At 37.3% G+C, this 25025-nt stretch carries 13 protein-coding genes; 4 read left to right on the forward strand and 9 right to left on the reverse strand.

The genetic code is table 11. From position 1 onward, the window contains the following. Window position 1: 1 nt before the first annotated feature. Window positions 2–2758 (reverse strand): AsmA-like C-terminal region-containing protein, encoded by a 2757-nt coding sequence (locus tag ACAM30_RS10795; RefSeq protein WP_369618494.1) that lies wholly within the window; start codon window positions 2756–2758, stop codon window positions 2–4. 51 nt (window positions 2759–2809) lie between these two features. Beyond that, window positions 2810–3391, reverse strand: coding sequence for a tRNA-(ms[2]io[6]A)-hydroxylase (locus ACAM30_RS10800; protein WP_369618495.1), 582 nt, complete (start codon window positions 3389–3391; stop codon window positions 2810–2812). Window positions 3392–3506: 115 nt separating this feature from the next. On the opposite strand from ACAM30_RS10800, the gene ACAM30_RS10805 reads away from it, so the two are divergent. Continuing rightward, complete coding sequence (locus ACAM30_RS10805; RefSeq protein ID WP_369618496.1) at window positions 3507–4748, forward strand: glycosyltransferase; 1242 nt, start codon at window positions 3507–3509, stop codon at window positions 4746–4748. 84 nt (window positions 4749–4832) lie between these two features. Here the strand turns inward: ACAM30_RS10805 and ACAM30_RS10810 are convergent, their stop codons facing one another. From ACAM30_RS10810 to porU, 6 genes are all read right to left on the reverse strand, one after another. After that, a complete protein-coding gene (locus tag ACAM30_RS10810) occupies window positions 4833–6680 on the reverse strand; it encodes a leukotriene A4 hydrolase C-terminal domain-containing protein (RefSeq protein WP_369618497.1) in 1848 nt (615 codons plus the stop codon). Window positions 6681–6845: 165 nt separating this feature from the next. After that, window positions 6846–8489 (reverse strand): 2-oxo acid dehydrogenase subunit E2, encoded by a 1644-nt coding sequence (locus ACAM30_RS10815; protein WP_369618498.1) that lies wholly within the window; start codon window positions 8487–8489, stop codon window positions 6846–6848. Between the two features lie 4 nt (window positions 8490–8493). After that, window positions 8494–9492: a pyruvate dehydrogenase (acetyl-transferring) E1 component subunit alpha gene (gene pdhA / locus ACAM30_RS10820; protein ID WP_017497233.1), complete on the reverse strand. Its 999-nt coding sequence runs from the start codon at window positions 9490–9492 to the stop codon at window positions 8494–8496. A gap of 158 nt (window positions 9493–9650) precedes the next feature. After that, complete coding sequence (gene cdd, locus ACAM30_RS10825; protein WP_369618499.1) at window positions 9651–10133, reverse strand: cytidine deaminase; 483 nt, start codon at window positions 10131–10133, stop codon at window positions 9651–9653. Between the two features lie 78 nt (window positions 10134–10211). Further along, entirely contained in the window at window positions 10212–11420 is a 1209-nt protein-coding gene (porV, locus tag ACAM30_RS10830) for a type IX secretion system outer membrane channel protein PorV (RefSeq protein ID WP_369618500.1), read from the reverse strand. 41 nt (window positions 11421–11461) lie between these two features. Then, window positions 11462–15301 (reverse strand): type IX secretion system sortase PorU, encoded by a 3840-nt coding sequence (gene porU, locus ACAM30_RS10835; protein WP_369618501.1) that lies wholly within the window; start codon window positions 15299–15301, stop codon window positions 11462–11464. A 214-nt stretch (window positions 15302–15515) separates the two neighbouring features. Between porU and gldJ the strand changes: the two genes are divergently transcribed. Further along, the gene (gldJ, locus tag ACAM30_RS10840) at window positions 15516–17204 is read left to right on the forward strand and encodes a gliding motility lipoprotein GldJ (protein ID WP_369618502.1); all 1689 of its coding nucleotides are present in this window, start codon (window positions 15516–15518) and stop codon (window positions 17202–17204) included. A gap of 107 nt (window positions 17205–17311) precedes the next feature. Then, window positions 17312–18598: a UDP-N-acetylmuramoyl-tripeptide--D-alanyl-D-alanine ligase gene (gene murF, locus ACAM30_RS10845; protein ID WP_369618503.1), complete on the forward strand. Its 1287-nt coding sequence runs from the start codon at window positions 17312–17314 to the stop codon at window positions 18596–18598. Between the two features lie 37 nt (window positions 18599–18635). On the opposite strand, the gene ACAM30_RS10850 is transcribed toward murF, so the two are convergent. After that, window positions 18636–21518: a triple tyrosine motif-containing protein gene (locus ACAM30_RS10850; RefSeq protein WP_369618504.1), complete on the reverse strand. Its 2883-nt coding sequence runs from the start codon at window positions 21516–21518 to the stop codon at window positions 18636–18638. A 343-nt stretch (window positions 21519–21861) separates the two neighbouring features. On the opposite strand from ACAM30_RS10850, the gene ACAM30_RS10855 reads away from it, so the two are divergent. Then, window positions 21862–25014: a SusC/RagA family TonB-linked outer membrane protein gene (locus ACAM30_RS10855; RefSeq protein WP_369618505.1), complete on the forward strand. Its 3153-nt coding sequence runs from the start codon at window positions 21862–21864 to the stop codon at window positions 25012–25014. Window positions 25015–25025 lie beyond the last annotated feature (11 nt).

The raw sequence follows: 25025 nt of genomic DNA on the forward strand, positions 1-25025 counted from the left end.
TTTATTCTTCAGTATCTTTTGTTTCTTCTAAGTTTTGAGATTTTCTTCCCACTTTTATTTTTGGATTGTCCTGAGTTCCGGTAATAGTTAGCGGAATTCCAAAAATCCCTAACGGAGGAAGACCCAGACGCATTTTTAGGTTCAGTTTTCCGTCCAGACTTGTGGTGCCTTCGATTCTTGGTCGGAAGCCTGCAAACTTAAACTTAAAACGTTCTACCGTCATGATGTTGTTTTTGATGGTCGTCTTAATGTCTACCTTCGAAAGATCCGGATTTTTGATAGACTCTGTATTGGTTTGCTTGCTCACGGCACTAAACATTTTCAGCCCGCGAACTTTTACATCTTTTATCGAAAGTGTTCCTCCACCTGCAAGCGATGGATAAACCGGAGACATATTGCTGTTTAAACGTCCTTTTAACTGATAATCTAAAGAAACGATTCCTTGTGCTTTTTCAGCGGCACTGGCCATCTTTCTAAAGACTTCAATTTCGTTATAGGCTTTTTTGATGTCAAAGTCAGAAGCTTTAATGGCATAGTCAAAATTGGCCTTTTTTGGAGTTATAGCCTGATAATTTGCATTCATGCTGACATCACATCCAATTAGATTGAAACCGGTATTCTGCATGTTCAGTTTGCCCTTGTTCATGCTTAGGTTTCCAACGGCATTTAAAAGATTCAATTTGTCAAAATTGACTTTTTGAGCGTTGGCTGTAAAGTGCAGATTCAGATTGGCAGGAATAATAATAACACCGGATTGAGCTGGCTGAGTCTGAGGTTTGGTTTCTGTCGAGGTTGCTGCTGTGGTGGTATTTGTTGGAGTACTCGACATAAATTCGTCCACATTGATATATCGTGAAGTCGATTTAAAAGAGCCTTTTAAAACACCGGTATTGGTAGTAGCATAATTGAAAACGTTCTGCAGGTAACCGTTTAACCTAAAGTCAGACTGACCGTATGCTGCCAAAAAGTTATTGAAGGACATCTTGTCCTGATTGATTTTGAAAATACCTTCTTTGATGATGAATTTCTTCGGAAGATATTCAGAAGTTATTCCGATGTTTCTAAGTTCAAGTGTTCCTTTGTTGTACAGCTTTCGGTAATTTCCTTTTTCGGCGTCGCTTTGTTTTCCTTTCAAAACCAAATCGGCTTTTACGAAACCGTCCAGATCAAGTCCTTGCTGAGAGAAAACTTTGTAGATTTTGTTCACGTCCAGTTCTCCTTTAGCCTTGATGCCGTAAGCTAAATCATTAAAATTGCTAAGATCGGCTTCTACAAAAACAGGTTTTCCTTCAAAGGTAAACTGAGCAGGTTTTAGGTTTATTTTTAAGTCGCCAAAAGTTCCTTTCGGGTTTTCAACTTTAGATTTAATCGTAATGTCTGTGATCGGATTTGGATAATAAGGTGTTTTTAAGTAACCGTTTACCAGGTCAATAGTTCCGTTGGTAACAGGAAGAAGTTTGTTTTTTAAGTCAAATTTTCCATTGGCTTTTACGTCACCAGCCAGATTCCCTTTTAAAACAATAGTTGGAATTCCAAGTGCCGACATTAATTTTCCAAGATCAATTTTGGCTTTAAAATCAGCATTAATATCCGGAGTGTTTATGCCTTTTACGTAAAATTTCGATTTTAAATAATCTTGGTTCATGTTCAGCGACAGATTCTTAGCATCGACAGTAAGCAAATCCGGATTTAAAGACGGAACTTTAGTTTTGATCTCTAAATTTAAATTGGAAACCGGAAAAGCGCTTTTGTTGTAATTGACAAAACCGCTGTCGACTTTTACCTCCAGATTTAGATCCGGAGCAATTTTTTGTGCTGCAATATAGTCCCCTTTTAAAGTCAAAAGCAGGTTGGTATTTCCTTTTATTTCAGTTTTAGACAGCCAGGTGATGTATTTCGGAGGGAAAGCGGTAAAAACGTCGTGTAAATCACTATTATCTGATTTGATCACAAAATCCATGTTATAACCGTCCTTCAGGAAGTCGAATTTCCCTATAAAGTCAACTAGTAAGTCGTTTATCTTAAGGTTGTTTTGCTGGAAGTAAAAGGATAAAGAGTTTACGTTGACCTTTGTAATCAAATCAGCGTTCACTTTTTTATTCATTAAATAAGGTTCATTTTCATAAACAATATTCAGTTTTTCAATTTTTGCTTTCGAATACAAATCAAAAACAGCTTTGTTGAGATCGCCTTTTCCTAAATAGTCAAATCCTAAAGCATCAAAATGAATTTTGGTTGATTTGTCATCGTAAACAATTTTACTGTTTAAAATTTCAATCCGCTCCAGTTTTAAAGCGGTTTCGGTACTGTCTTTAGGGGTTTCGGCCTGAGAACTTGATTTGTAAATATTGTAATTGGCTTCTCCTTCTTCATTTACTTTTACATTGATAAAGGAATCTGACAAATAAATCTGATCGATTTTTACTTCTTTGCTGAAAACGAGACTGGCTACATTTATTCCAAAAGAAACTTCTTTCGCAGTGATGAATTTTTCGTTTGTATAAGGAGCCGATCCGTTAAGGTGTAAATCACTTAACGTTAAAGTTAGAGAAGGGAAATGTTGGAAAAACGAAACCGAAACATCAGAATAGTTCAGTTCTGCGCTCAGCTTTTCGTTAGCGGTTTTTTTAATTTGTTCCTTGATTTGATCTTCAAAAATAATGGGAGTAAGGAATAGCAGTCCTACAATGACAACAATGGTAATCCCAAGGTATTTGGCCGTTTTTAGTAAAATGGTCTTTATTTTATTTGTAGACATAACAAGTTGTGGTATTTATAGGTAAAAATGAAAATCGAGTTTAAAAGAATATTATCCGTGTACGGTCTCACTTTTTCCGTAGTTGGTAATAATTGAACCTTCAAATTCAATCCATTCTTTCCAGCGTTTATCAATATCTATATTGTCTGTGTATTTTCGTGCAAAACCTAAAAATGTAGTATAATGTCCGGCTTCAGAAATCATTAAATCGCGATAGAATTTAGCCAATTCTTCGTCTTTTATGTTTTCAGAAAGTACCTTAAAACGCTCACAGCTTCTTGCTTCAATCATAGCCGAAAACAACAGGCGGTCGCAAAGAGCGTCTCTGCGGCTTCCGTCTTTTTTCATGAATTTAAAAAGTTCATTTACATAGTGATCTTTTCGTTCGCGTCCCAAAGTCAGACCTCTTTTTTTGATCATATCGTGCACCATCTGCAAATGTTCCAGTTCTTCCCTGGCGATTACAAGCATTTCAGTAACCAATTCTTCCAGTTCAGAATTGTAAGTCACTAAGCTGATGGCATTTGAAGCTGCTTTTTGCTCGCACCACGCATGATCCGTCAAAATCTCTTCGATATTTGATTCTACTATATTTACCCAGCGCGGGTCTGTGGCTAATTTTAATCCTAACATAATTGATTCCGAAATTTGTATTTTGCAAAAATACTCATTTTTATGACCAAAAAACAGGAAATACCATGCGAATACGCCCAAAAAAGCATTATTTTGTAGCTTGAATGGAATGTAAATGAATCAAGTGAAAAAACTTTTAATTATTGGTTCTGTCTGGCCTGAGCCAAATTCGTCTGCTGCCGGAGGAAGAATGATGCAGTTAATTTCTATTTTTAAACAAAATGAATTTGATATTACATTTGTCAGCGCGGCGTTAGACAGTGATTTCATGGTGGATTTGTCTGAGTTTGGAGTAGCGAAAAAAAGCATTGAACTCAATTCGGCCAGTTTTGATGATTTTGTAAAGGAACTAAATCCGCAAGTTGTTCTTTTTGACCGTTTTATGATCGAAGAACAATTTGGATGGCGTGTGACAGAAAACTGTCCTGAAGCGATTCGGATTCTCGATACCGAAGATTTGCATTGTTTGAGGGCTGCAAGGCAGAAAGCTTTTAAAGAAAACCGAAAGTTTGAGATAGAGAATTTGTTTTCTGAAGAAGTAGCAAAAAGAGAAATTGCCAGTATTTTAAGATGTGATTTGTCTTTGATCATTTCGACCTTTGAAATGGATATTCTAAAAGAGAGGTTCCGAATCCATGAGGATTTACTCTTGTATCTTCCTTTTTTAACAGATTCTATGTCTGAGAATGATCTTTTGCAATTGCCATCATTTAAAGAAAGAGATAAATTTGTTTTTATTGGGAATTTCTTTCATGAGCCCAATTGGAATACAGTTCAGTATTTAAGAGAGGTAATTTGGCCTCTGATCAAAAAAGATTTCCCTGAAGCTGCTTTGGAAATTTACGGCGCTTATCCGTCACAGAAAGTTTTGCAGATTCATCAGCCTAAAAATGGATTTTATATCATGGGAAGGGCAGTGGATGCTGTTGAAATCGTGAAAAATGCAAGAGTTGTACTGGCGCCAATTCGTTTTGGAGCAGGTTTAAAAGGGAAATTGTTGGAAGCCATGCAATGCGGAACGCCAAGTGTGACCACGGCAATTGGTTCTGAAGCGATGCATGCTAATTTGCCCTGGAATGGTTTTATAGAAGATGATGCGGCTGAGTTTGCTAAGAAAGCAATTACACTTTATCAGGATGAGAGCCTTTGGAACGAGGCTCAAAAGAAGGGAATTGCAATTATCAACGAGTGTTATTTAAAAGATAATTACTCAAGTGGATTCATGTCTGTGGTAAATTCACTACTGACAGATTCTAAAAGTCATCGTCTGCATAATTTTATGGGTAGTTTATTGCAGCATCATGCTTATAAAAGTACGATGTACATGTCAAAATGGATTGAGGCTAAGAATAAGTAAATATTCAGTTTTCAGTCGCAGTTTACAGTCCCGGTTACTGAAAACTGAGACTGAGTACTGAGACTGAATACTGAAAACTGAATACTATTTCAAAATACCTTCAACAGCCTGAATAGTTGTCGCGTGGTAACCTGATTTTGCTTTTTCGAAAATCTGTTTCGCCCAAACTTTTCCTTCAGGAGTTTTAACCATTTCTTTGTAAAGCATCATGACAGATCCTGTTCGGCTTGTTCCTATTAGAAATTGTTCGATAGCAGGATTGGCTGCTTTGTATTGATGTTCGATGGCCTGAACAAACCATTGGCGTTTGATGATGAAATTACCGCCTTTTGTAAAGTGGAATTCTTTGTCAATAGCTTCCATTTCTTTTACGGTGATATCAGCTGGAAGATGATCTATAAAATGCTGTTTTTCGGCAGTTGTTGTGATTTCTTTGTTAAGTCCTGTTACGCCTTTTTCTCTCCATGTTTTTTGGATTTTATCAATCGCATCAAAATCAGGAGAACTTACCGGAAGAATGTTTGACGGAATTCCCGGTTTGTAAATCCATTCGTCCAGTTTTATTTTATCCGCCAGAGCTTTATCGTCTTTAATAAGGTTTTCGTTGATATATTTTACGAAGTCTTCTGTTGTGATCGATTGAAAGGCATGTGAATCGAAATAATTTTTAATAAACGGATCGAATTTGTCACGGCCAACAGCATTCTCGATAACTCTTAAAAATGCATACCCTTTTACGTACGGTATTTGGCTAATTCCATCGTCAGGATTTCTTCCGGTAAGACTAACTTTCAATCTTGTATCCGGATTTTCTTTTCCGTATTCGGCCACATTATCAGTTAATTCTTTGTTTGTGATAACGTTTTGCATTTCAAATTCTTTCTTTCCAAAGATAGCTTCTCCAATTCTGTGCTCCACATAAGTTGTAAATCCTTCGTTTAACCAAATATCATCCCAGGTGGCATTGGTTACTAAATTTCCGCTCCAGCTGTGTCCTAATTCATGTGCCAATAAGCTGGTAAGTGAGCGGTCTCCGGCAATAACGCCCGGAGTAAGGAAAGTTAAGTTTGGATTTTCCATTCCGCCATAAGGAAAGCTCGGAGGTAAAACCAGTACGTCATAACGTCCCCAACGGTATGGTCCGTATAATTTTTCGGCAGCGCCAACCATGTTGCCTAATTCAGCAAATTCCCATGCTGCTTTTTTCAACAAAGAAGGTTCTGCGTAAACTCCGGTTCTTTTATCGATAGATTGAAACTCAAGATCTCCGACGGCGATAGCCATTAAATAAGAAGGAATCGCTTTGTCTTGTTTGAAGGTATAAACTCCTGTGTCGTTTTTCTTTTGCGGATTAACAGCGCTCATTAAGGCTATTAAATCTTTAGGAACAGTAACTTTTGCATTGTAGGTAAAACGAATTCCCGGAGAATCCTGACATGGAATCCAGGTACGGGACCAAACGCTTTCGCCCTGAGAGAAAAGAAATGGTTTCTTTTTGTCTGCAGTTTGTTCCGGAGTTAACCATTGCAGTGCCACCGCGTCTTTAGTAGTGCTGTAGTAAATGTTAACTTTGGTAGTATTGGGTTCGATGGTAATGTGGAGTGGTTTTCCGTGAAATTCTACGTCTGGACCAAGTTTGAATTTGGTTTCTTTTTCTTCGTCACCTAAAGTTACTTTGGTGATGTTAAGCGTATTTTCGTCGAAGATAATTTCGTTTCCTTTGTTAATATTGTCAATTTGCCAAGATGCTTTTCCCGTAATGGTTTGCGTGTTAAAATCTACTTTGATGTCGAGATCAAGATGTTTAACGACGGCCAGATCGGGTTTAGAATAGCTGTGTTCGTCGATGACAGCTGTCTTTTTTTCGGTTTGTTCTTTCTTCTGGCAGGCGAGAGCTGCTAAGAATAAAGCTACAAGAGTTATTTTCTTCATTTTTATGTGTTTTGGATTTGAGGATGAAAATTAAACAAAAAATCCCGTCCCGAAAAACTTCGGGACGGGATTTTATTATGAGTGGTCCTCGACTTCGCTCGGACTGGTCTTCGACTTCGCTCAGACTGACATTTGGCTTTGCTCAGACGGACATGGGCATAGAAATTATGCTAACATGGTCACCGGGCTTTCGATGTATTGTTTTAATGTTTGTAAAAACTGAGCTCCGGTTGCACCGTCGATTGTTCTGTGGTCACATGCTAATGAAAGCATCATGGTGTTTCCAACTACAATCTGACCATTTTTTACTACCGGTTTTTCTACAATTGCTCCTACAGAAAGGATTGCAGAGTTTGGCTGGTTGATGATTGAATTGAATTCAGTGATCCCAAACATTCCAAGGTTAGAAACAGTAAAAGTACTTCCTTCCATTTCCTGTGGTCCCAGTTTTTTGTTTTTTGCTCTTCCGGCAAGATCTCTTACGCTTGCGCCAATTTGAGATAAACTCATAGCATCTGTAAATTTCAATACAGGAACTACTAATCCGTCTTCAACTGCTACAGCAACACCAATGTTTACGTGGTGGTTGATGATGATTGCATCTTCTTTCCACTGAGAGTTGATTTTCGGATGCTTTTTCAAGGCTAAAGCACAAGCTTTGATTACCATATCGTTAAAAGATACTTTTGTATCCGGAACTGTATTGATTGTTGCTCTTGCGCCCATAGCTTCGTCCATACTTACTTCGATCACTAAGTTGTAGTGAGGTGCTGTAAATAAAGATTCTGCCAAACGTTTTGCGATAATTTTACGCATTTGAGAGTTTTTGATCTCTTCTGTGTAAACTTCTCCGGCAGGAACAAATACTTTTGGTGCAGCAGGTGCGGCTTCTTGTGGCTTAGCAGCAGAAGTTGCAGCGGCTGCAGCAGGTGTCTGAGCAGCAGGAGTGAAGTTCTCGATATCGCTTTTCACGATACGTCCGTTTTCTCCTGAACCTTTAACCTGATTTAATGAAATTCCTTTATCAGAAGCGATTTTCTTTGCTAATGGTGAAGCCAGAATTCTTCCTCCGTTTGAAGTTTCAGCTACCGTTTCTGTAGCTTTTTCAGCAGCAGGAGCAGCTTTTGTTTCTTCAGCAGCAGGAGCGCTTGGAGTGCTTCCTGCAGTATAGTTTGCGGAAATTCCCGAAACATCAGTTCCGGCAGGTCCGATGATAGCTAACAAGCTGTCAACAGGAGCTGTATTTCCTTCCTGAATTCCAATGTATAATAAAGTACCCGCATTGAAAGACTCAAACTCCATAGTCGCTTTGTCTGTTTCAATTTCTGCTAAGATATCTCCTTCAGCAACGGCATCACCTACTTTTTTCAACCAGGTAGCTACTGTTCCTTCAGTCATTGTGTCGCTCAAACGTGGCATAGTAACCACTACAACACCTTTTGGTAATTCAGTTGCTGCTTTTGCAGGAGCAGCAGTTTCTGTTTTAGTTTCTGCAGCTGGAGCAGCCTCCGTTTTTGGAGCTTCCGCAGCAGGAACAGCACCACCGGCTAAAAGAGCAGAAATATCTTCTCCTTCGTTTCCAATGATTGCTAATAAAGAGTCAACAGGAGCAGTTTCTCCTGCTGGTATTCCGATATGTAAAAGAGTTCCTTCGTTGAAAGACTCAAATTCCATTGTTGCTTTGTCTGTTTCAATTTCAGCTAAGATGTCTCCTTCGCTAATTTTGTCGCCTACTTTTTTAAGCCAAGTCGCTACCGTTCCTTCCGTCATAGTATCGCTCAAACGAGGCATTGTAATAATTGTTGCCATTGATTTATAGTTTATGAGGTGTGAATGGATAGTCTTCTTGTGCGTATACTACATCATATAATTGTTGTAATTCAGGGTATGGAGATTCTTCTGCGAATTTCACACACTCTTCAACCAGGTCTTTTACTCTTTGGTCGATTACTTCAATTTCTTCTTCTGTAGCGTATTTCTGATCCATAATTACATCTAAAACCTGAGTAATAGGGTCAATTTTTTTGTATTCTTCTACCTCTTCTTTAGAACGGTACAATTGTGCGTCAGACATAGAGTGTCCTCTGTAACGGTACGTTTTCATTTCAAGGAAAGTTGGTCCGTCACCACGACGTGCTCTGTCGATTGCTTCTGTCATTGCTTCAGCAACTTTTACAGGGTTCATTCCGTCAACAGGTCCGCAAGGCATTTCGTATCCTAAACCAAGTTTCCAAATATCTGTGTGGTTTGCTGTTCTTTCAACAGAAGTTCCCATTGCATAACCATTGTTTTCAACGATAAATACAACCGGTAATTTCCATAACATGGCCATGTTGAAAGCTTCGTGTAGAGAACCTTGTCTTGCAGCTCCGTCACCAAAATAAGTCATGGTAACTCCGCCGGTGTTAAAATATTTATCAGCAAAAGCTAAACCAGCTCCTACCGGAATTTGTCCACCTACGATTCCGTGTCCTCCGTAAAAACGGTGTTCCTTAGAGAAAATGTGCATAGAACCTCCCATACCTTTAGAGGTACCGGTTGCTTTTCCTAAAAGTTCAGCCATTACGTTTCTTGGATCAACCCCCATACCAATTGGCTGTACGTGGTTTCTGTAAGCAGTAATCATTTTGTCTTTGGTCAGGTCCATAGCGTGCAAAGCTCCTGCTAATACAGCTTCCTGACCATTATATAGGTGTAGAAAACCTCTAACTTTTTGTTGAATGTATAATGCTGCAAGTTTATCTTCAAACTTCCTCCAAAGTAGCATGTCTTCGTACCACTTTAAATATACCTCTTTTGTAACTTCTTTCATCTGAATTCTTTCTTTTGCTAAAGTTTGTTTGTGTTATCAATTGTTGCCTGTAACGCAAAATAGTTTCCTCCCACAAATTTGCGCCCGAAAGGTCGGGATGCAAAAATAAGACATTCCTAGTAAGAAGTAAAATTTAAAAGCTACTTTTTGGCTTTTTTTTACAAGAACTTTTTATCAAACATAAACGGCAGTAAATTTTTTAGAGATGCCGATTTGTAAACTTCGCCGATTTCTCCCATAAAAAAGATTTCGATAGGGGTATCCTGTCTGATCTCGTATTCTGCAATAGATTGACGGCAAGATCCACAAGGTGGAATCGGTGCTGTGGTCTGGTTGGTGTCTGAAGCTGCTGTAATGGCCATTTTTAGAATTTTAGCTTCCGGATATACACTTCCGGCATGATAAATGGCAACGCGTTCAGCACATAATCCTGAAGGATATGCCGCATTTTCCTGATTAGATCCTACTACTATTTTTCCGTTGTCTAAAAGTAAAGCAGCTCCAACCCGGAATTGGGAATAGGGCGCATATGCGTTTTTGCGAACTTCTACCGCCTGATTCATTAAGTCCTGTATGTCTTTCGGAAGTTCTTCAAGGTTGTTATAGATGTTAAAGGATGATGTAATGCTTATTTCTTTCATTTCTGTTTAAGGGAAAAAAAATCCAAATTCCTAAAGAAACAGGAATTTGGATTGTTATTAATTTTTTATTTTCTGGTTTTAATAAACTTCGTATTTGTCGCCAAAGTTAAAGGTTAAAGAAAAACGAAGCGTATTTTCTAACGGATTTTTAACTTTTGATGTCGAAAATAAATACGAAACGTCAACTTTTACTACATTGTATTTGAATCCTGCTCCTAAAGAGAAGAATTGTCTGGCTCCTTTTACGGGGCTTTCGTGAAAATATCCTGCTCTTACGGCAAAGGCATCCTGATACATATATTCGGCACCTACACTATAGGTGATCTCTTTTAACTCTTCGCTGAAACCGCCCGGAGCATCTCCGAATGATTTAAAAATTCCCGATACCCAGCCAATGTCTTTGTAAGTTTTGTATTTTGCTGCGTCAGCCTGTGCCTGAGAAATGTCTCCCGGATCTGTAAAATCACCGTCACCATTTGCATCTACAGGAGTTCCCGGTCCCGGAGGTGTTGGAACTAAAAGTTTGGAAAATTCAACGCTAAGACCTACTTTGTTGTAATCGTCTAAGATAAAGTCAAAACCTCCTCCTAGTCTAAGATTTGCAGGTAAAAAGTTGGAACTGATATCATCGTTATCGTAGCTTATTTTTGGTCCAAGATTTTGCAGGTTGAAACCACCTCTCCATCTTCCGTTAAAATCTGCGTAAGCAATTTCTTCTGATTGGTAGAATCCGGCAACGTCTACAGCAAAAGAGCTTGAAGCTGATGCATCGATTTCTTCAGAAGCAATTTTCAGATTAGAACGAATGTATCTTGCGGCTACTGCCATTGAGAATGTTTCGCTTAATTTCAAAGAGTAAGAACCGTCTAAGGCAAACTCATTTGGAGAGACGATTCTTGCTGCTTCATTTGGGTCTCCGGTTGTTCTTAGTTCAATATCTCCAAAACCAAAATAGCGGAAGCTTCCTGCAAAGGCACTTCGGTCGTTGATTTTGTTGTAATAGGTTGCCTGACCTAATGAAATATCATTGGCTAAGTCTGTTAAGTAAGGAGTATAGCTGACAGAGAATCCTTGTTTGTCTACTGAGAAAGCATATTTCGCAGGATTCCATTGTTGCGAATAAGCGTCGGCTGATGTAGCGACCCCCTGATCGGCTAAACCTGCTGCTCTTGCGTCAGCTGCGACAAGTAAAAAAGGTACTCCTGTAGTAATTGGGCGTTCAATGTTTTGAGCTTTTGCGTACGGAATAATTAAAAGGCAAATTAATAGAAGCGATATTTTTTTCATTTATGTTAGGTATGGTGTTGGTGATACAAATATATAGAATATTATAAAATGACAAGCTTTTCGTATTTTTCTGCTTTTTTATTTGTTAAATTAGATTTGACAGTGAGTTTGTAAATGTAAACGCCTTTCCCGATTCGATCGCCAAAATCATCTTTCCCGTCCCAGGTGATATCTCTCGATAAAAAGCCTTCTGTGGTGACGATTTGGTTTTTTGTCCAGACTACTTTTCCGGTTATGGTCATTACCTGAACTTGCACATCCAGAGGTTCATAAGGTCGGTTGTGTGAAAACCAAAATTGCGTATAGGTTGAGAATGGGTTAGGATAATTAAGAACGTGTGTTAGGGTCAGCGATTCATTTCCGACAACTATAAACTGAATTTCACTGGTTACGGGATTGTTGTAAACGTCCCATGCTGTAAATGTTATTGTGTGCATTCCGGCAGCAAGATTCCGCAATGGAAAACGCAAATTTCCACTGGTGTAATCGTCAAGTTTTGTCTGATAATAATCATTTAGGACAAAAGGATTGCTTACGTCGCCGTCCAGCACTGCTGTAATATCATGCCCGATTCCGCTTGCTGTATTGATTCCATTTTCATCTTCAAGAAACGCCAGTAAAAAGGGCGATTCGTTTGTAATTCCTCCCGATACAAAAGTTTCGTCGTTCATATATAACTTCACTTTTGGACTTATATTGTCCTGTGGAGCATTTTCATTTATTCCTCCAATTTTTATAGTGGTGTTGTAACCTGATTGATTTTCAAGTGTTTGGTTTTTTTTGGCGTAAAAGCTGATTCGGCCGTAATCAACAGGAACACGGATGTCCCGGGGTACAACAAAGCTGAATTCAAACTGACCATTGGTTATCGAAGCATTTCCTCTGAAAATAGTTTCTCCTAATATTTTGAATGACATCGCAGGGCTATATCCATCGTTGTTTAGGGTACTGCTGGTAATCAGCTTGTCAAAGATAGCGGTCGCCAGTTCACCGTTGTAATTGCTTAGCAGCGTGTTGTTTTCGTCGGTTATTTCTCCTGTGATTTTAATTTTTGACAAAGATTTAAAATCGGGAATGGGTTGAGAAATCGCAATGTCATTGATTTTTGTTAAATTGATTTTTGGTTTCGGGATGGAAAGCATCAAAGCAGGGTCGCCAATGTAAAAAATGACGTTGCTGGAAGAACTTGGATTTTCGTTTTTAGAAATTCTAAGCGCTTCGGCGATGCTTGTGTATTGGCTGGATCCGTATGAAAACAAATTCTTGTTCAGGCTGTCGTTAAAGTTTTCAGCATTGTATTGTCCTATGGCTCGAATAGTGGTTAGCATGGAAATGGCGCCTCCTTTTGGATTCCAAAAAGTGTATTCTCCTGCGGTTGGTCTTGTTGGGTCATCAAATCTTGAGAACTCGCAGGTTATCGTAATGAATAAAGGGTATTTGTATTGATTGTTCAGATTTTGACCGTCTGATTTTTCCCAAATTCTTTCGGCTGCAAGACCGTCTTCACCGCCATGTCCAAGATAGTTAAAAACTAAGGCGCCTTTTTCAAAAGCATTAAATATATCGGTTCTGGCCTTCGGGTATCTCGATCCTCCTGCGGAAGCCTCCTGGGTGTAAGAATCAAGGAAAATCTTTTCAATATTTAAAAAAGGTTTTTGGGCAGAGATGGCATCGGCCAGGGTGTTCTGGCGTGATTGTAAGGTGGCGTCTGAGGCTCGGTCAGAGTCGTCGCTTACCATAACCACGTTGTTGCGCCAGTTTCCAAATGATTTCTGGTCGTGGTATTCCAAAACTTTGTTGACCATTTCTGATGCCTGAGCATTGTCTGAAATTAACATTCTGCCTACTGCGATATCAATTCCTCCAAAAGGGAAAACGACAACGCCTTCATTAGGATCCATAAGTCCGTAAAAATCATCTGAGGCAAATGAGGCTTCTCCCGTAGAGTTGCTGATGACGGACTGGTATACGGGTACAATGTTGGTATTATTTGTAATTCGGTCTTTGTAGTCAAATGAGGCATCTCCGAACAGATTTACATATTTAAGTCTTTTGTCAGAAGTTGAGGCATTATTATAGAGGTATCGAATGCAGTTTCTGATGGCAGCTACGTCTTGCTTTCCTGAAGAGAATTCCTGATAAATGTTCTCTAATGGAATTACTTTTACGTTCAAATTAGAATTTATCCGATGGAAAGTGGCTAGTTTTTCAGCTTGGGAAACAAGAGTTTTTGGTGTTACAATTATATAGTCGATGTCCTGAAAACTGTTTTGAGCATTCCTGAAAAGTGTTCCTTTTAAATTTTGATTGGTAACTTTAGACTGGCTTTCTTTTAAAGGGGCATAATAATCGGCAGGATCAAGGGCGATGTATGTTCTTATTTCTCCCAATGACGCCTTAAAGCTAAAGTTGGGTTGGTTGTTGTTTTCTATTTTTAAGGTGTTAGCTGGATCAGTCACGTCCCAAATCTGAGAAATAGCAGCGGCATTTCCGATGGTGTAATTGGCTATTCCAGGAGTTGAACCTGCTAAATTGTATTGAAATCTGAATTGTTTACCGATGCCCAAAAGCTTTCTTTTGGCAGTCAGATTAATGAAATCAAGATATCCTTTTGATCCCGGAACCCCATTGTTGTTGTAGGTAAGTTTTATTTTTACATTTTCAGTCCCCGTAAAGGCTGCGTTCGAGGGTAATTCCTGATTGTAATATTTGATATCAGAATTTAATGCCAAGGCTTGAAAATTAAGGTTTCCGATGTTTTGTCCGTTGGCAGAAATGGTAAATGAAGTGGGAGTGTAGGCTGCTGAAGCTGCTTTGAGCTCTATTTTTACAGGTACAGAAGTGTCAATGTTAGGAAAGTTAAAGCTGAATTCCTGCTCCTGAGTAATGTCAAAAGATTCTCCAAGCCACTGTCGACCCAAATGAGCAATGTTTATTTTGTCGATTTCATGAAACTGATAATCGTCGAAAGTGTTCAGGTCTAAAGTGCTGTTTGCGGTGGGTTGGTTTAGAGGAGCGATTCGTTTTCCGTCACCGCCTGTAGTAGTGATATAATAATAGGATTTGGTGTCGTACAGGTTCAGGTTTGTCTGACTTTCGGTGTTCCAGTTTTCGACTCCTTCACCATAAAAAAGAATATAATCTTCGTTGTTGAATACACCGTCTGTTTCGCCTACAATCTGAATTGCATTTTCTGCCAGATCTTCCGGATAATAAACATTGTTCGCAAGAGGAAGCATTTTTCCTCCATTTCCGTAAATTTTGATTCTCCTCGGGTCAGTTTTTCCGGGGTCAAATCCTAAGCTTTGAAGGAAAGATCTCGAAATTTTGTAGACGCCCGATTTTTCAATATAAAAACGGTACCAGTCTCCCGTAGCTAACACAGAATTGTAAACCGTATTTGATTTTTGAAAAGAAGAAGTGTTGTTGTTTTTTGCAGAACTATCAGCTGTTTTTTTGTAAGAAAAAGATCGGATTCGTTTGAAGCTGTTTCCTTCTTTTATGATAGGCGATAATGATAAAAATACCTGCTTTAGGTCTCTTGAGGTAGTTGTTTTAAGAGTCTCATTTGGCTTTTCATGGATATTTTCGAGTGAAAGGTCACCCAGATCGGCAGTTGAAACAGACTCGTAAACCACGTTGAAAATTTGAATCGAATTGTAGTTTGAATAACCGGATTCGGTCAGATTGAGCAGTAATATTATGCTTTTTTTAGTAGTATCATACCGAAAACTGTTTCCGGAAAAATACGGTATTTTTAATTTTGAGTCACCAAAACTCATCTCTTTTTTGTTTTGCCAATCTAATGTAAAGTCTTCATTTATCTGGGAAAATGAGATAAATGGAAGTAGAAAAAGATATAAGATCAGGACTTGTTTCATTAGCGAATAAAACGGTTTTTAATTAAAAATATTTTAGTAGGTAAAAATATAGTATTTCATGTTACAGTAAATAATAAAAAGTATATTTTTGCGTTCGTAACAATAGGTTATTTTCTGGTAAAAAAACAGCGAAATAAAATTATTAGAACGGATGTTGCCAATTAAATGTTAATTATTATATTGCAGCACCTAAATTTATCACCTAAGAATGAGTATGAAAGTAAACAAAATTGTAGTCTTGCAATTAATGATGTCAATGGTATTGATGTTAGGCACGGCTAGTTGTAGCAAAAAATCGAGTTCCAGTCATGCCTCCAGGGCAACTGGTTGGGACGTAGACAGTCAGAATGGAACTGCTGCCAGAAATGCAGGAAAAAAACAACAGGCTGGTCCTGGTTTAGTTTTTGTTGAGGGAGGTACATTTACGATGGGTAAAGTACAGGATGATGTTATGCACGATTGGAATAACACACCAACTCAACAACACGTTCAGTCATTCTATATGGATGAAACTGAAGTTACCAACGGTATGTACTTAGAATACCTGGAATGGTTAAAGAAAGTTTTCCCACCAACAGAAGAAAATTACAAGAATATTTACGAAGGAGCATCTCCTGATACTTTAGTATGGAGAAATCGTTTAGGATACAACGAAACGATGACAAACAACTACTTAAGACACCCATCTTACGCAAACTATCCGGTAGTAGGTGTAAACTGGATTCAGGCTGTTGAATTTGCTAAATGGAGAACGGATCGTGTGAACGAAGCAGTTTTAGAGAAAAATGGTTACCTTAAAAGAGGAGCAAAAACTCAGGATGTTAGCGCTGAAAGTTTATTTAATACAGAAGCTTATGTTGCTTCTCCAAGTACAACTTACGGAGGGAATGAAGAACTTGTATTAAAGAAAAATCCTAGCGGAAGAAAAAAACCTAAAACAGGTAAAGACGGTGTTGTTCAGGAAGAGAAAAATGTGTACGCACAACGTTCTTCAGGACTTATTTTGCCGGAATACAGACTTCCTACCGAAGCAGAGTGGGAGTATGCTGCTGCTGCCGATGTTGGACAAAGAGAATACAATATCTATAAAGGACAAAAGAAATATCCTTGGTCTGGTGATTACACCCGTTCTTCAAAACGTAAAAACAAAGGAGATCAATTGGCTAACTTCAAACAAGGAAACGGTGATTACGGTGGAATTGCAGGTTGGTCTGATGATGGGGCAGATATTACAAACTCTGTAAAAAGTTACGCTCCTAACGATTTTGGATTGTACGATATGGCAGGAAACGTTGCCGAGTGGGTTGCTGACGTTTACAGACCTATTATCGATAACGAAGCAAATGATTTCAACTACTTTAGAGGAAATCAATATGCTAAAAACAAAATCGGGAAAGATGGAAAAATTGAAATTATTACTAAAGATAATATTCAGTACAAAACATTAAGTAACGGTAAAAAAGTAGCAACAAATTTACCTGGAGAAATCGCTCAGGTTCCTGTTGATGAGAATGAAACTTACTTAAGAACTAACTTCGATACAAGTAACAACATTAACTACAGAGACGGAGACAAACAATCTTCTAAATATTTTGATTTCGGAGATTCTGAATCAGGATCAAAAGCAGATCAGGCGATGTACAACTCTCCTAAACACAATATCACAACAGATAGTTTAGGTCAGATGATTAAGAAATATGACAACTCAAGTAAACGTACAACATTAATCGATGATAATGTAAGAGTTTACAAAGGAGGTTCATGGAGAGACAGAGCTTATTGGTTAGATCCGGGTCAAAGAAGATATTTCCCTCAGGATATGGCAACTGACTACATCGGATTTAGATGTGCAATGTCTAGAGTGGGTGCTAAATCTGAAAAAAGAAAATCACCAAGAAACTAAATTCTTGAAAACTCAATAAAAAAATTCCAAATTCCAACTGATTTACGCAGCTTTTGGAATTTGGAATTTTTTTATTGCTTATTTTTAATATGTAAAAATTTATATAAATGAATATTCAGGACCTTCATAACTTGTTTTTAAAATGTAAATCAGTTTCAATTGATACGAGGAAAATTGAAAAGGATTCTATGTTTTTTGCTATAAAAGGTGAAAACTTTGATGCCAATACTTTTGCTGCGAAGGCAATAGAATTGGGAGCCTTATTTGTGGTTATCGACAACGCTGCTTATGCTATTGATGACAGAACAATTTTGGTAGAAAACAGCTTAGAGACATTACAGGAACTGGCAAAGTACCACAGATCTTATTTGAAACTTCCAATTATTGCTTTAACAGGCAGTAACGGAAAAACGACTACTAAGGAATTGATCAATGTAGTTTTATCTCAGAAGTTCAAAACCAAAGCAACTGTTGGAAATTTAAACAATCATATTGGAGTTCCGTTGACTTTGCTGTCTTTTACGAAAGAAACAGAAATCGGAATCGTTGAAATGGGAGCCAATCACAAGAAAGAGATAGCGTTCTTGTGTGAGATCGCACAACCTGATTTTGGTTATATTACCAATTTCGGAAAAGCACATTTAGAAGGTTTTGGTGGTGTTGAAGGAGTAATTATTGGTAAAAGCGAGATGTATCAATATCTGGCAAAAAACAATAAGATCGCTTTTGTAAATCTCGAAGATCCAATCCAGATTGAAAAATCAGCAGGAATTGAATCTTTTACATTTGGAGTGAATAATGCTCAGGCCAACCTGAAAATCAATAGTATTCAGGCAAATCCATTTGTGGTAATCGGGTACGATAATTTTAGTGTAGAATCGCATTTAATTGGGCTTTACAACGCAAATAATATCAATGCCGCTGTAGCAATCGGAGCTTATTTTAAGGTAGAAGATAAAGCGGTAAAACACGCGATCGAGAATTACATACCGGAAAACAACAGATCGCAGTTGTTAAAGAAAGGATCGAATGAGATTGTTCTGGATGCTTACAATGCAAACCCAAGCAGTATGGCTGTGGCTATTACTAATTTCCTGCAATTGGAAAATTCGAATAAGGTGATGATCTTAGGCGATATGTTTGAACTTGGCGACGAAAGCCTGCAGGAGCACAAACAAATTGTAGATTCATTGTCCAATCAAAATCAATCTGTTTGTTATTTGATTGGGAAGTACTTTTACGAAACAAAGGTGACCAGTGACAAACTTCAGTTTTTTGAAACTTTCGATGTTTTTGCTGAGTTTTTGAAAACGATACATTTTAAAGAAAATACGATTCTGATAAAAGGATCCAGAGGAATGGCTTTGGAACGAACATTGGAATTTATCAACTAATAAAAAGGCATTCTCTACAGAATGCCTTTTTTGTTTTTTAGATGCTCATCAGAAAACCAATCAGGTTTTCTTTTTTGTTTAAGCCTAGTTTTTTTCTGAGTCGGTAGCGTGCCAGTTCGACTCCGCCTGTCGAAATATTCATAATCTCGGCTATTTCTTTGGTAGACATATTCATCAGTAAATAAGTGGATAAATCCAGCTCACGTGGGGAAATGGTCGGGTATTTCTCTTTTAAACGTTTTAAGAATTCAAAGTGTACATTTTTGATGTGCTTCTCGAGGTCTTTCCAGCTTTTATCGGTATTAACCTCCTTTACGATGCTTTTGTTTAATTTACTTACCTGAAATTTCGTAGATTCATCGAGAGCATCATTGTCGATTTCTTTTAGTTTGTGAATGATACCATTTAAGACTTTGTTTTTCTTTACCACCTGAAGAGAATTGTTCACCAGTTCTTTGTCTTTGGCGAGGATTTTTATCTGAAGTTTGTCGCTTTTTAGGCGTTCAATTTCTTTCTCCAGTTCGTGTTGTTCATGTCTGATCTTAGATTCTTTTTCCAGATAAAGCCTTCTTTGTTCTATCGTTTCATAATATTTGTTTTTCCTGATTTTCAGTTTAATTCTGTTTGAAATGATATAAATTCCTGCCAGTAGTAATAAAAAGTAAGTCAGATAAGCCAGAAAATGTCTGTACCAGGGCGGTGAAATAGTAAAATTGATTTCAGATACACCGGACTCCATACCATAACTGTTTTTTGCTTTAATTTTCATGGTGTACTTGCCTTCTCTCAGATTGGTGTATTCTTTTATAGAGGTGGTCGACCAATTGCGCCAGTTTTCTTCAAAGGGCTCCAGTTTATAGGAATAGGTTACATTCTCCTGATTTTCGAAGGTAGGCGATGAGAACGTAAATTTGACGTGGTTGGACTGATAAGGTATTAAAAGGTCAGTTAGTGGTTTTTCAAGATTACCGGTTATAATGGTATCGCTGGTAGAGGAGAAACTTTCAAAAAAGACCTTAGGTTTTGTGATGAATTTGTTTGAAATTTTGGAATCATAATGTGCTAGTCCATCAGTTAATCCGATAAAGATGTTCTCCGGATCGATTGTGTTGACCGAAATATATTTGTTTACCAGGTTGCCTGTTAAATTAGAAAATGGAACTTCTGTGCGGGTGTATTTTCCATTGGAACTCTTTATTAAAATACCAAGTGATTCATTGTAAGAGTACCACAAATTGTTGTATTTGTCTTCTATTACAGTATTTACAGTCGGAATTTTTTGGAACAAAGCGGTTACTTTTTTGTCTTCAAAAAAGTCTTCCTGTTCGTCACTGTATCTGTAAAAGTGATTTTTGGTTTGAAAATAGACTTTGTTGTTGATCAACTGAATACTACTTATTCCTTTTGTTGATGCAGAAAGCTGTGAATGTTTTTTTACAAGGTCAAATTTTTTTAAATCTTCAGACAATCTCATCTGATACAGATAAGGATCTTTTTTTAACCACAAATAATTGTTGTCCAGCTCGATTTCAAATGTATTGGTTGTTTCGTCAAATCCCGCGATCTGATTAACATAACTGATTTCGTTTGCTGAGTTTTTAAAGATGGAAAAACCGCTGTAGCTCTCACCAATAATGTAATCGGGGTGGTTTGGAATGGTTTTGAAGCCGAAATAACCTCTATTGTCCAGTGTTTTAGAGACTCTGTTTTGATCAATTATCAAGGCACCGCTATTGCTTGCGCACAAAAGCCTATTATTGATGACCTGAATGTTCCAGGCCTGCGCAATGGTACCCTCAACGCGGTTGAATGGTTCATCATTAAAAGGAGTGTTCCAGGAATGATAAAATAAGCCCTGATTGGTGGCGACATATAAGTTTTTGTTGAAAATTACAGAAGCATAAACGGTGCCTATATTATAACTATAGTCAAAAAAAGTAAAAGGAGAGTTTTGGTTGATAAAGGCGATTCCGTTATCCAGTCCCAGCCATAAATTATTTTTATTGTCAACAAAAGAGGTCAGTACCGTATTGTTCTGGAGTCCTTTTTGTCGATTGAGATGCTGAAGGATTTTTCCATTCAGGTCGCAAATGACTGCGCCGTTGAGTACCGAATTGAGTACGATGAATTTGTTTCCGATAATTGCTCCACCCAAAGAGGTGTTTTTTTTGATAAAATTATTGGCTTCGGTTTCCCAAGGTGTAATGTTATTATAGTCATAGGTAAAGAGTCCTTTTTCTAAGGTAGCAAAAAGTAATTTGTTGTTGGGTAGCGGAAACATCGCCCAGATCTCTTTGTCGTTTAAAGCAGTGGTTCCTTTTAGAGGTACTAGTTTTTGGTTCTTGTATTCTAAAATTCCCAGAACTTTATCCTGAAAATAAAGATGTTCCTTTATAAGAAAAGAGAATTGAAATCTTCTTGGGGCATTGATAAGGCGTAATTTATTGTTTTTGTAAAAGAAGACCTTTGTGAAGGACTGAAATACAACTTCTCTTTTATAAAGATGTATTCTCCAGATCAGGTTAATGTTTCTGCTGTCTTTTTTACTGATTAAGGCAGAAAGGGAATGGTATTGTAATCTGCCTTTTGTATCACTCTTAAAATAACCAAATTCATTGTTTCCGCCAACGTATATTCTTCCGGACTGGCCGTCTATTTTTAAACTTCTGATTGCAGTATTGTTGGGAAGTGGATATTTGCTCCAGGTTGATCCGTCAAATTGGATTAGACCATTATTGTTTGCGAAATAGATATTGCCATTTTTATCCTGATCAATATTCCAGTTTTGAGTGCCTCCTTTATAATCGGATCGCTTATAGTTTTTGATTGCAGGTAATCCGATGTTTTTTACCTGGGAGAAAATAGTAAAAGGCAGTATAAAAAGGATAAAAATCGAAATAGATGCATTTGCGAATTTCATAATTTTAGATCAGTGTTTCTATTAGTAATGTTTTGTAATCCTCTTTTTTTGGATTATTGCAATTGGAATATTGTATTTTTCTGTGGAAATTCTCCATAAAATCGAAAATAATTCATTTTTAGTAAATGTAGTGTTTATTTTATTTAGTTAACAATTCTATAACAATATAAAATTATTTTTAAAATTCTGAAAATGAGTATATTATTTTTTATTTGATGTGTTTTTGTAATGTATGAATTTATATGTTGATGTGTTTTTGTAGGGAATTTTAATTGCACATACTGAAATTTTAAATTTATTATTGCATCGAATTACTAATTAATTAACCAAAATTTTTAGAAAAATGAAATTAACAAAATTACTTATTTTTTGTTTTTCGTTTCTGTTGTTTTCAGTTGTCACCATGGCGCAGGATGTTACAGTAAGCGGAATCATAAATGATGAAAATGGAATGCCAGTTCCGGGTGCGTCTATTTTAATAAAAGGCACAAATAAGGCGACAGCATCTGATTTCGATGGAAAATTTCAGATTAATGTTCCTGCAAACGGTATTTTAACATTTAGTTTTGTAGGTTACAATACAGTACAGGAAGCTGTAAATGGAAGAACTAAAATTGATGTTAAGTTAAAAGCAGAATCTCAGGCCTTAAATGAAGTTGTAGTAGTAGGATATGGTACACAAAAGAAAAGTGTCGTTACAGGTTCTATTTCCAGTGTTAAGGCAAAAGACTTAGAGAGTCTCCCTATAACAAGGGTAGAACAAGCGTTACAAGGAAGGGTTTCAGGGGTTTCTATTGCAGCAAATGCAGGACAGCCGGGATCAGCTTCTACCATACGTATTCGAGGTTTTACTACGTTGAATAATAATGATCCTTTGTGGGTTGTGGATGGTGTTGTAGTTGACAATGGCGGAATTGGATATTTAAATCAGTCAGATATCGAGTCTATCGAGGTTTTAAAAGATGGTGCTTCGGGTGCTATTTATGGTTCTCGTGCTGCTGCCGGAGTTATTTTGGTTACGACTAAAAAAGGTAAAGCGGGTAAAATTTCTGTAAACTATACTGGTTTTGCCGGAACTTCCCAGGCTGCTAAAAAAATAGATTTATTAAATGCGAGCCAATATGTTACTATAATGAACGAGGCTTTTACTAATGGTGGAGGAACAGGTGAAAAATTCCCAACCAAAAATGGTGATGGCAGTTTAATAAACTATGGAAAAGGAACAAACTGGCAGGATGCTATTTTTAACAATCACGCTCAGCGTTCTTCTCACGAATTGAGTTTTAGCGGAGGTAATGATGTTTCTACATTTTACATGTCTTTTGGTATAACAGATCAGGAAGGTATTGTTACTACTGATATCTCTCATTATACAAGAAAAAATATCCGATTAAATTCTAATCACAAAATTGGTAAGTACATTAAAGTTGGACAAACTTTAGGATATTCTAATGAAAAAACGATTGGTATTGGTAATACAAATGATGAGTTTGGAGGGCCTTTGGCATCAGCAATCAACTTAGATCCGCTAACTCCGGTAATCGAAACGGATCCGTCTAAAACAGGGCCGGGTTCTATCTATGCTAATCCAAATACACTTAAGGATGCAAACGGTCACTACTATGGTATTTCGACTATTGTAACTCAGGAAAACACAAACCCGCTGGCTTACACTCAAACCAGACTAGGGAATAATGATTTTGCAGATAATTTTGTGGGTAATATCTTTATTGAGGCGGAGATTTTACCGGGTCTGAAATTTAGATCTACTACCGGTGCAAAATTAGCTTACTATGGATCTGATAACTTTACTCCGGTTTTCTTTTTGAACGGAGCTACGAAGAGAGATAAAAATGAATTATTCAGATCATACAAAAAATCATTTAGCTGGAACTGGGAGAATACTTTAAACTATGCTAAAAAATTAGGCGATCATAACTTCAGTATTTTATTAGGAAAAGGAACTTATGTAGATAACATCACATCAGGTAATGATGCTACTTACCAGGGTATTCCTGCAACGACTCACGCAGAAGCTTCTTTTAATGTAGATATCCCGCTTACAGATAAATTTGTTAATGCTTACAATTCATTAGCTGTAGAGCACAGAGTTGAATCTTTATTTGCAAGATTAAACTATGACTACAAAGAAAAATACATCCTGACCGGTATTATTCGTCGCGATGGTTCTACAAGATTTGGTCCGAACCATAAATACGGAACTTTCCCTTCATTCTCTTTGGGATGGGTACCTTCTAAAGAAGGATTCTGGAAAGAAAATAATGTGGTAAGTAACCTGAAAATCAGAGGAGGTTATGGAGTTACAGGAAACGATTCATCTCCGGATTTCTTATATCTTTCTACGATTGGGAATAAAAGAAATTATACTATCGGAGGAATCGTTACTCCGGGACAAAGCCCTAATGCAATTGCTAACCCTGATTTGAAATGGGAAGAAACAAAACAAGTTAACGTAGGTTTTGAAAGTGTGCTTTTCCATGATTTTAATTTAAGCGTAGATTTATTTAACAAAAAGACTTCAGGTATCTTAATGAAAGTGCCAATTCCGGGATTTGTTGGAGCAAGTGGAGATACTTATGCTAACCTGGCGGACATGCAGAATAAAGGTATTGATATTGAATTGGGCTACCGTAAAAGAATTGGAGATTTAAACCTGTCTGTAAACGGAAACTTTTCTTACATCAAAAATGAAATTACTTATATAGATAAAGGAGTTAATTTCATCGCCGGTGATGAAACAGTACAATCGACTTCTTACGAAATCAACAGAACACAAGTTGGTCATGCTTATAACTCCTTCTACGGATTTAGAACTAACGGAATTTTCCAGACAGTCGACGAAGTAAATGCTTATAAAAATGCTTCAGGAGGATTGATACAACCAAATGCTAAACCGGGTGATTTCCGTTGGCAGGATTTAAACGGAGATGGTAAAATTGATGGCAGCGACAGAGATTTCTTAGGATCTTCATTACCTAAATTTACTTACGGTTTAACTTTAAACGTAGATTATAAAGGGTTTGACTTATTGGTTTTTGGTCAGGGTGCCGGTGGAAATATGATTTATCAGGGATTAAGAAGATTAGATATCACAAATGCAAACTACCAAACTTCAGTTTTAAATCGTTGGACAGGTCCGGGATCAACCAATTCTTATCCTAGAGTTACAACAGATGATACCAATAAAAACTTTACCAATCCATCAGATTTTAATTTACAAAAAGGTGATTTCTTCAGATTCAAAACGATTCAGTTTGGGTATTCATTCCCACAAGAATGGATCAACAGTATCGCATTATCAAAAGTAAGATTGTATGTAACCGGAGAAAATTTATTCACCATTACAAAATACACTGGTTTTGATCCTGAAATTGGTGGACCTACAACGGCTGGGATGAACAATGTACAAGGTGTTGACAGAGGTTTTTATCCTCAGGCAAAGTCGTATATGTTAGGAGTTAATGTGCAATTTTAATCTAAAAATAA

It is taken from the genome of Flavobacterium sp. CFS9, assembly GCF_041154745.1.
Lineage (GTDB): Bacteria > Bacteroidota > Bacteroidia > Flavobacteriales > Flavobacteriaceae > Flavobacterium.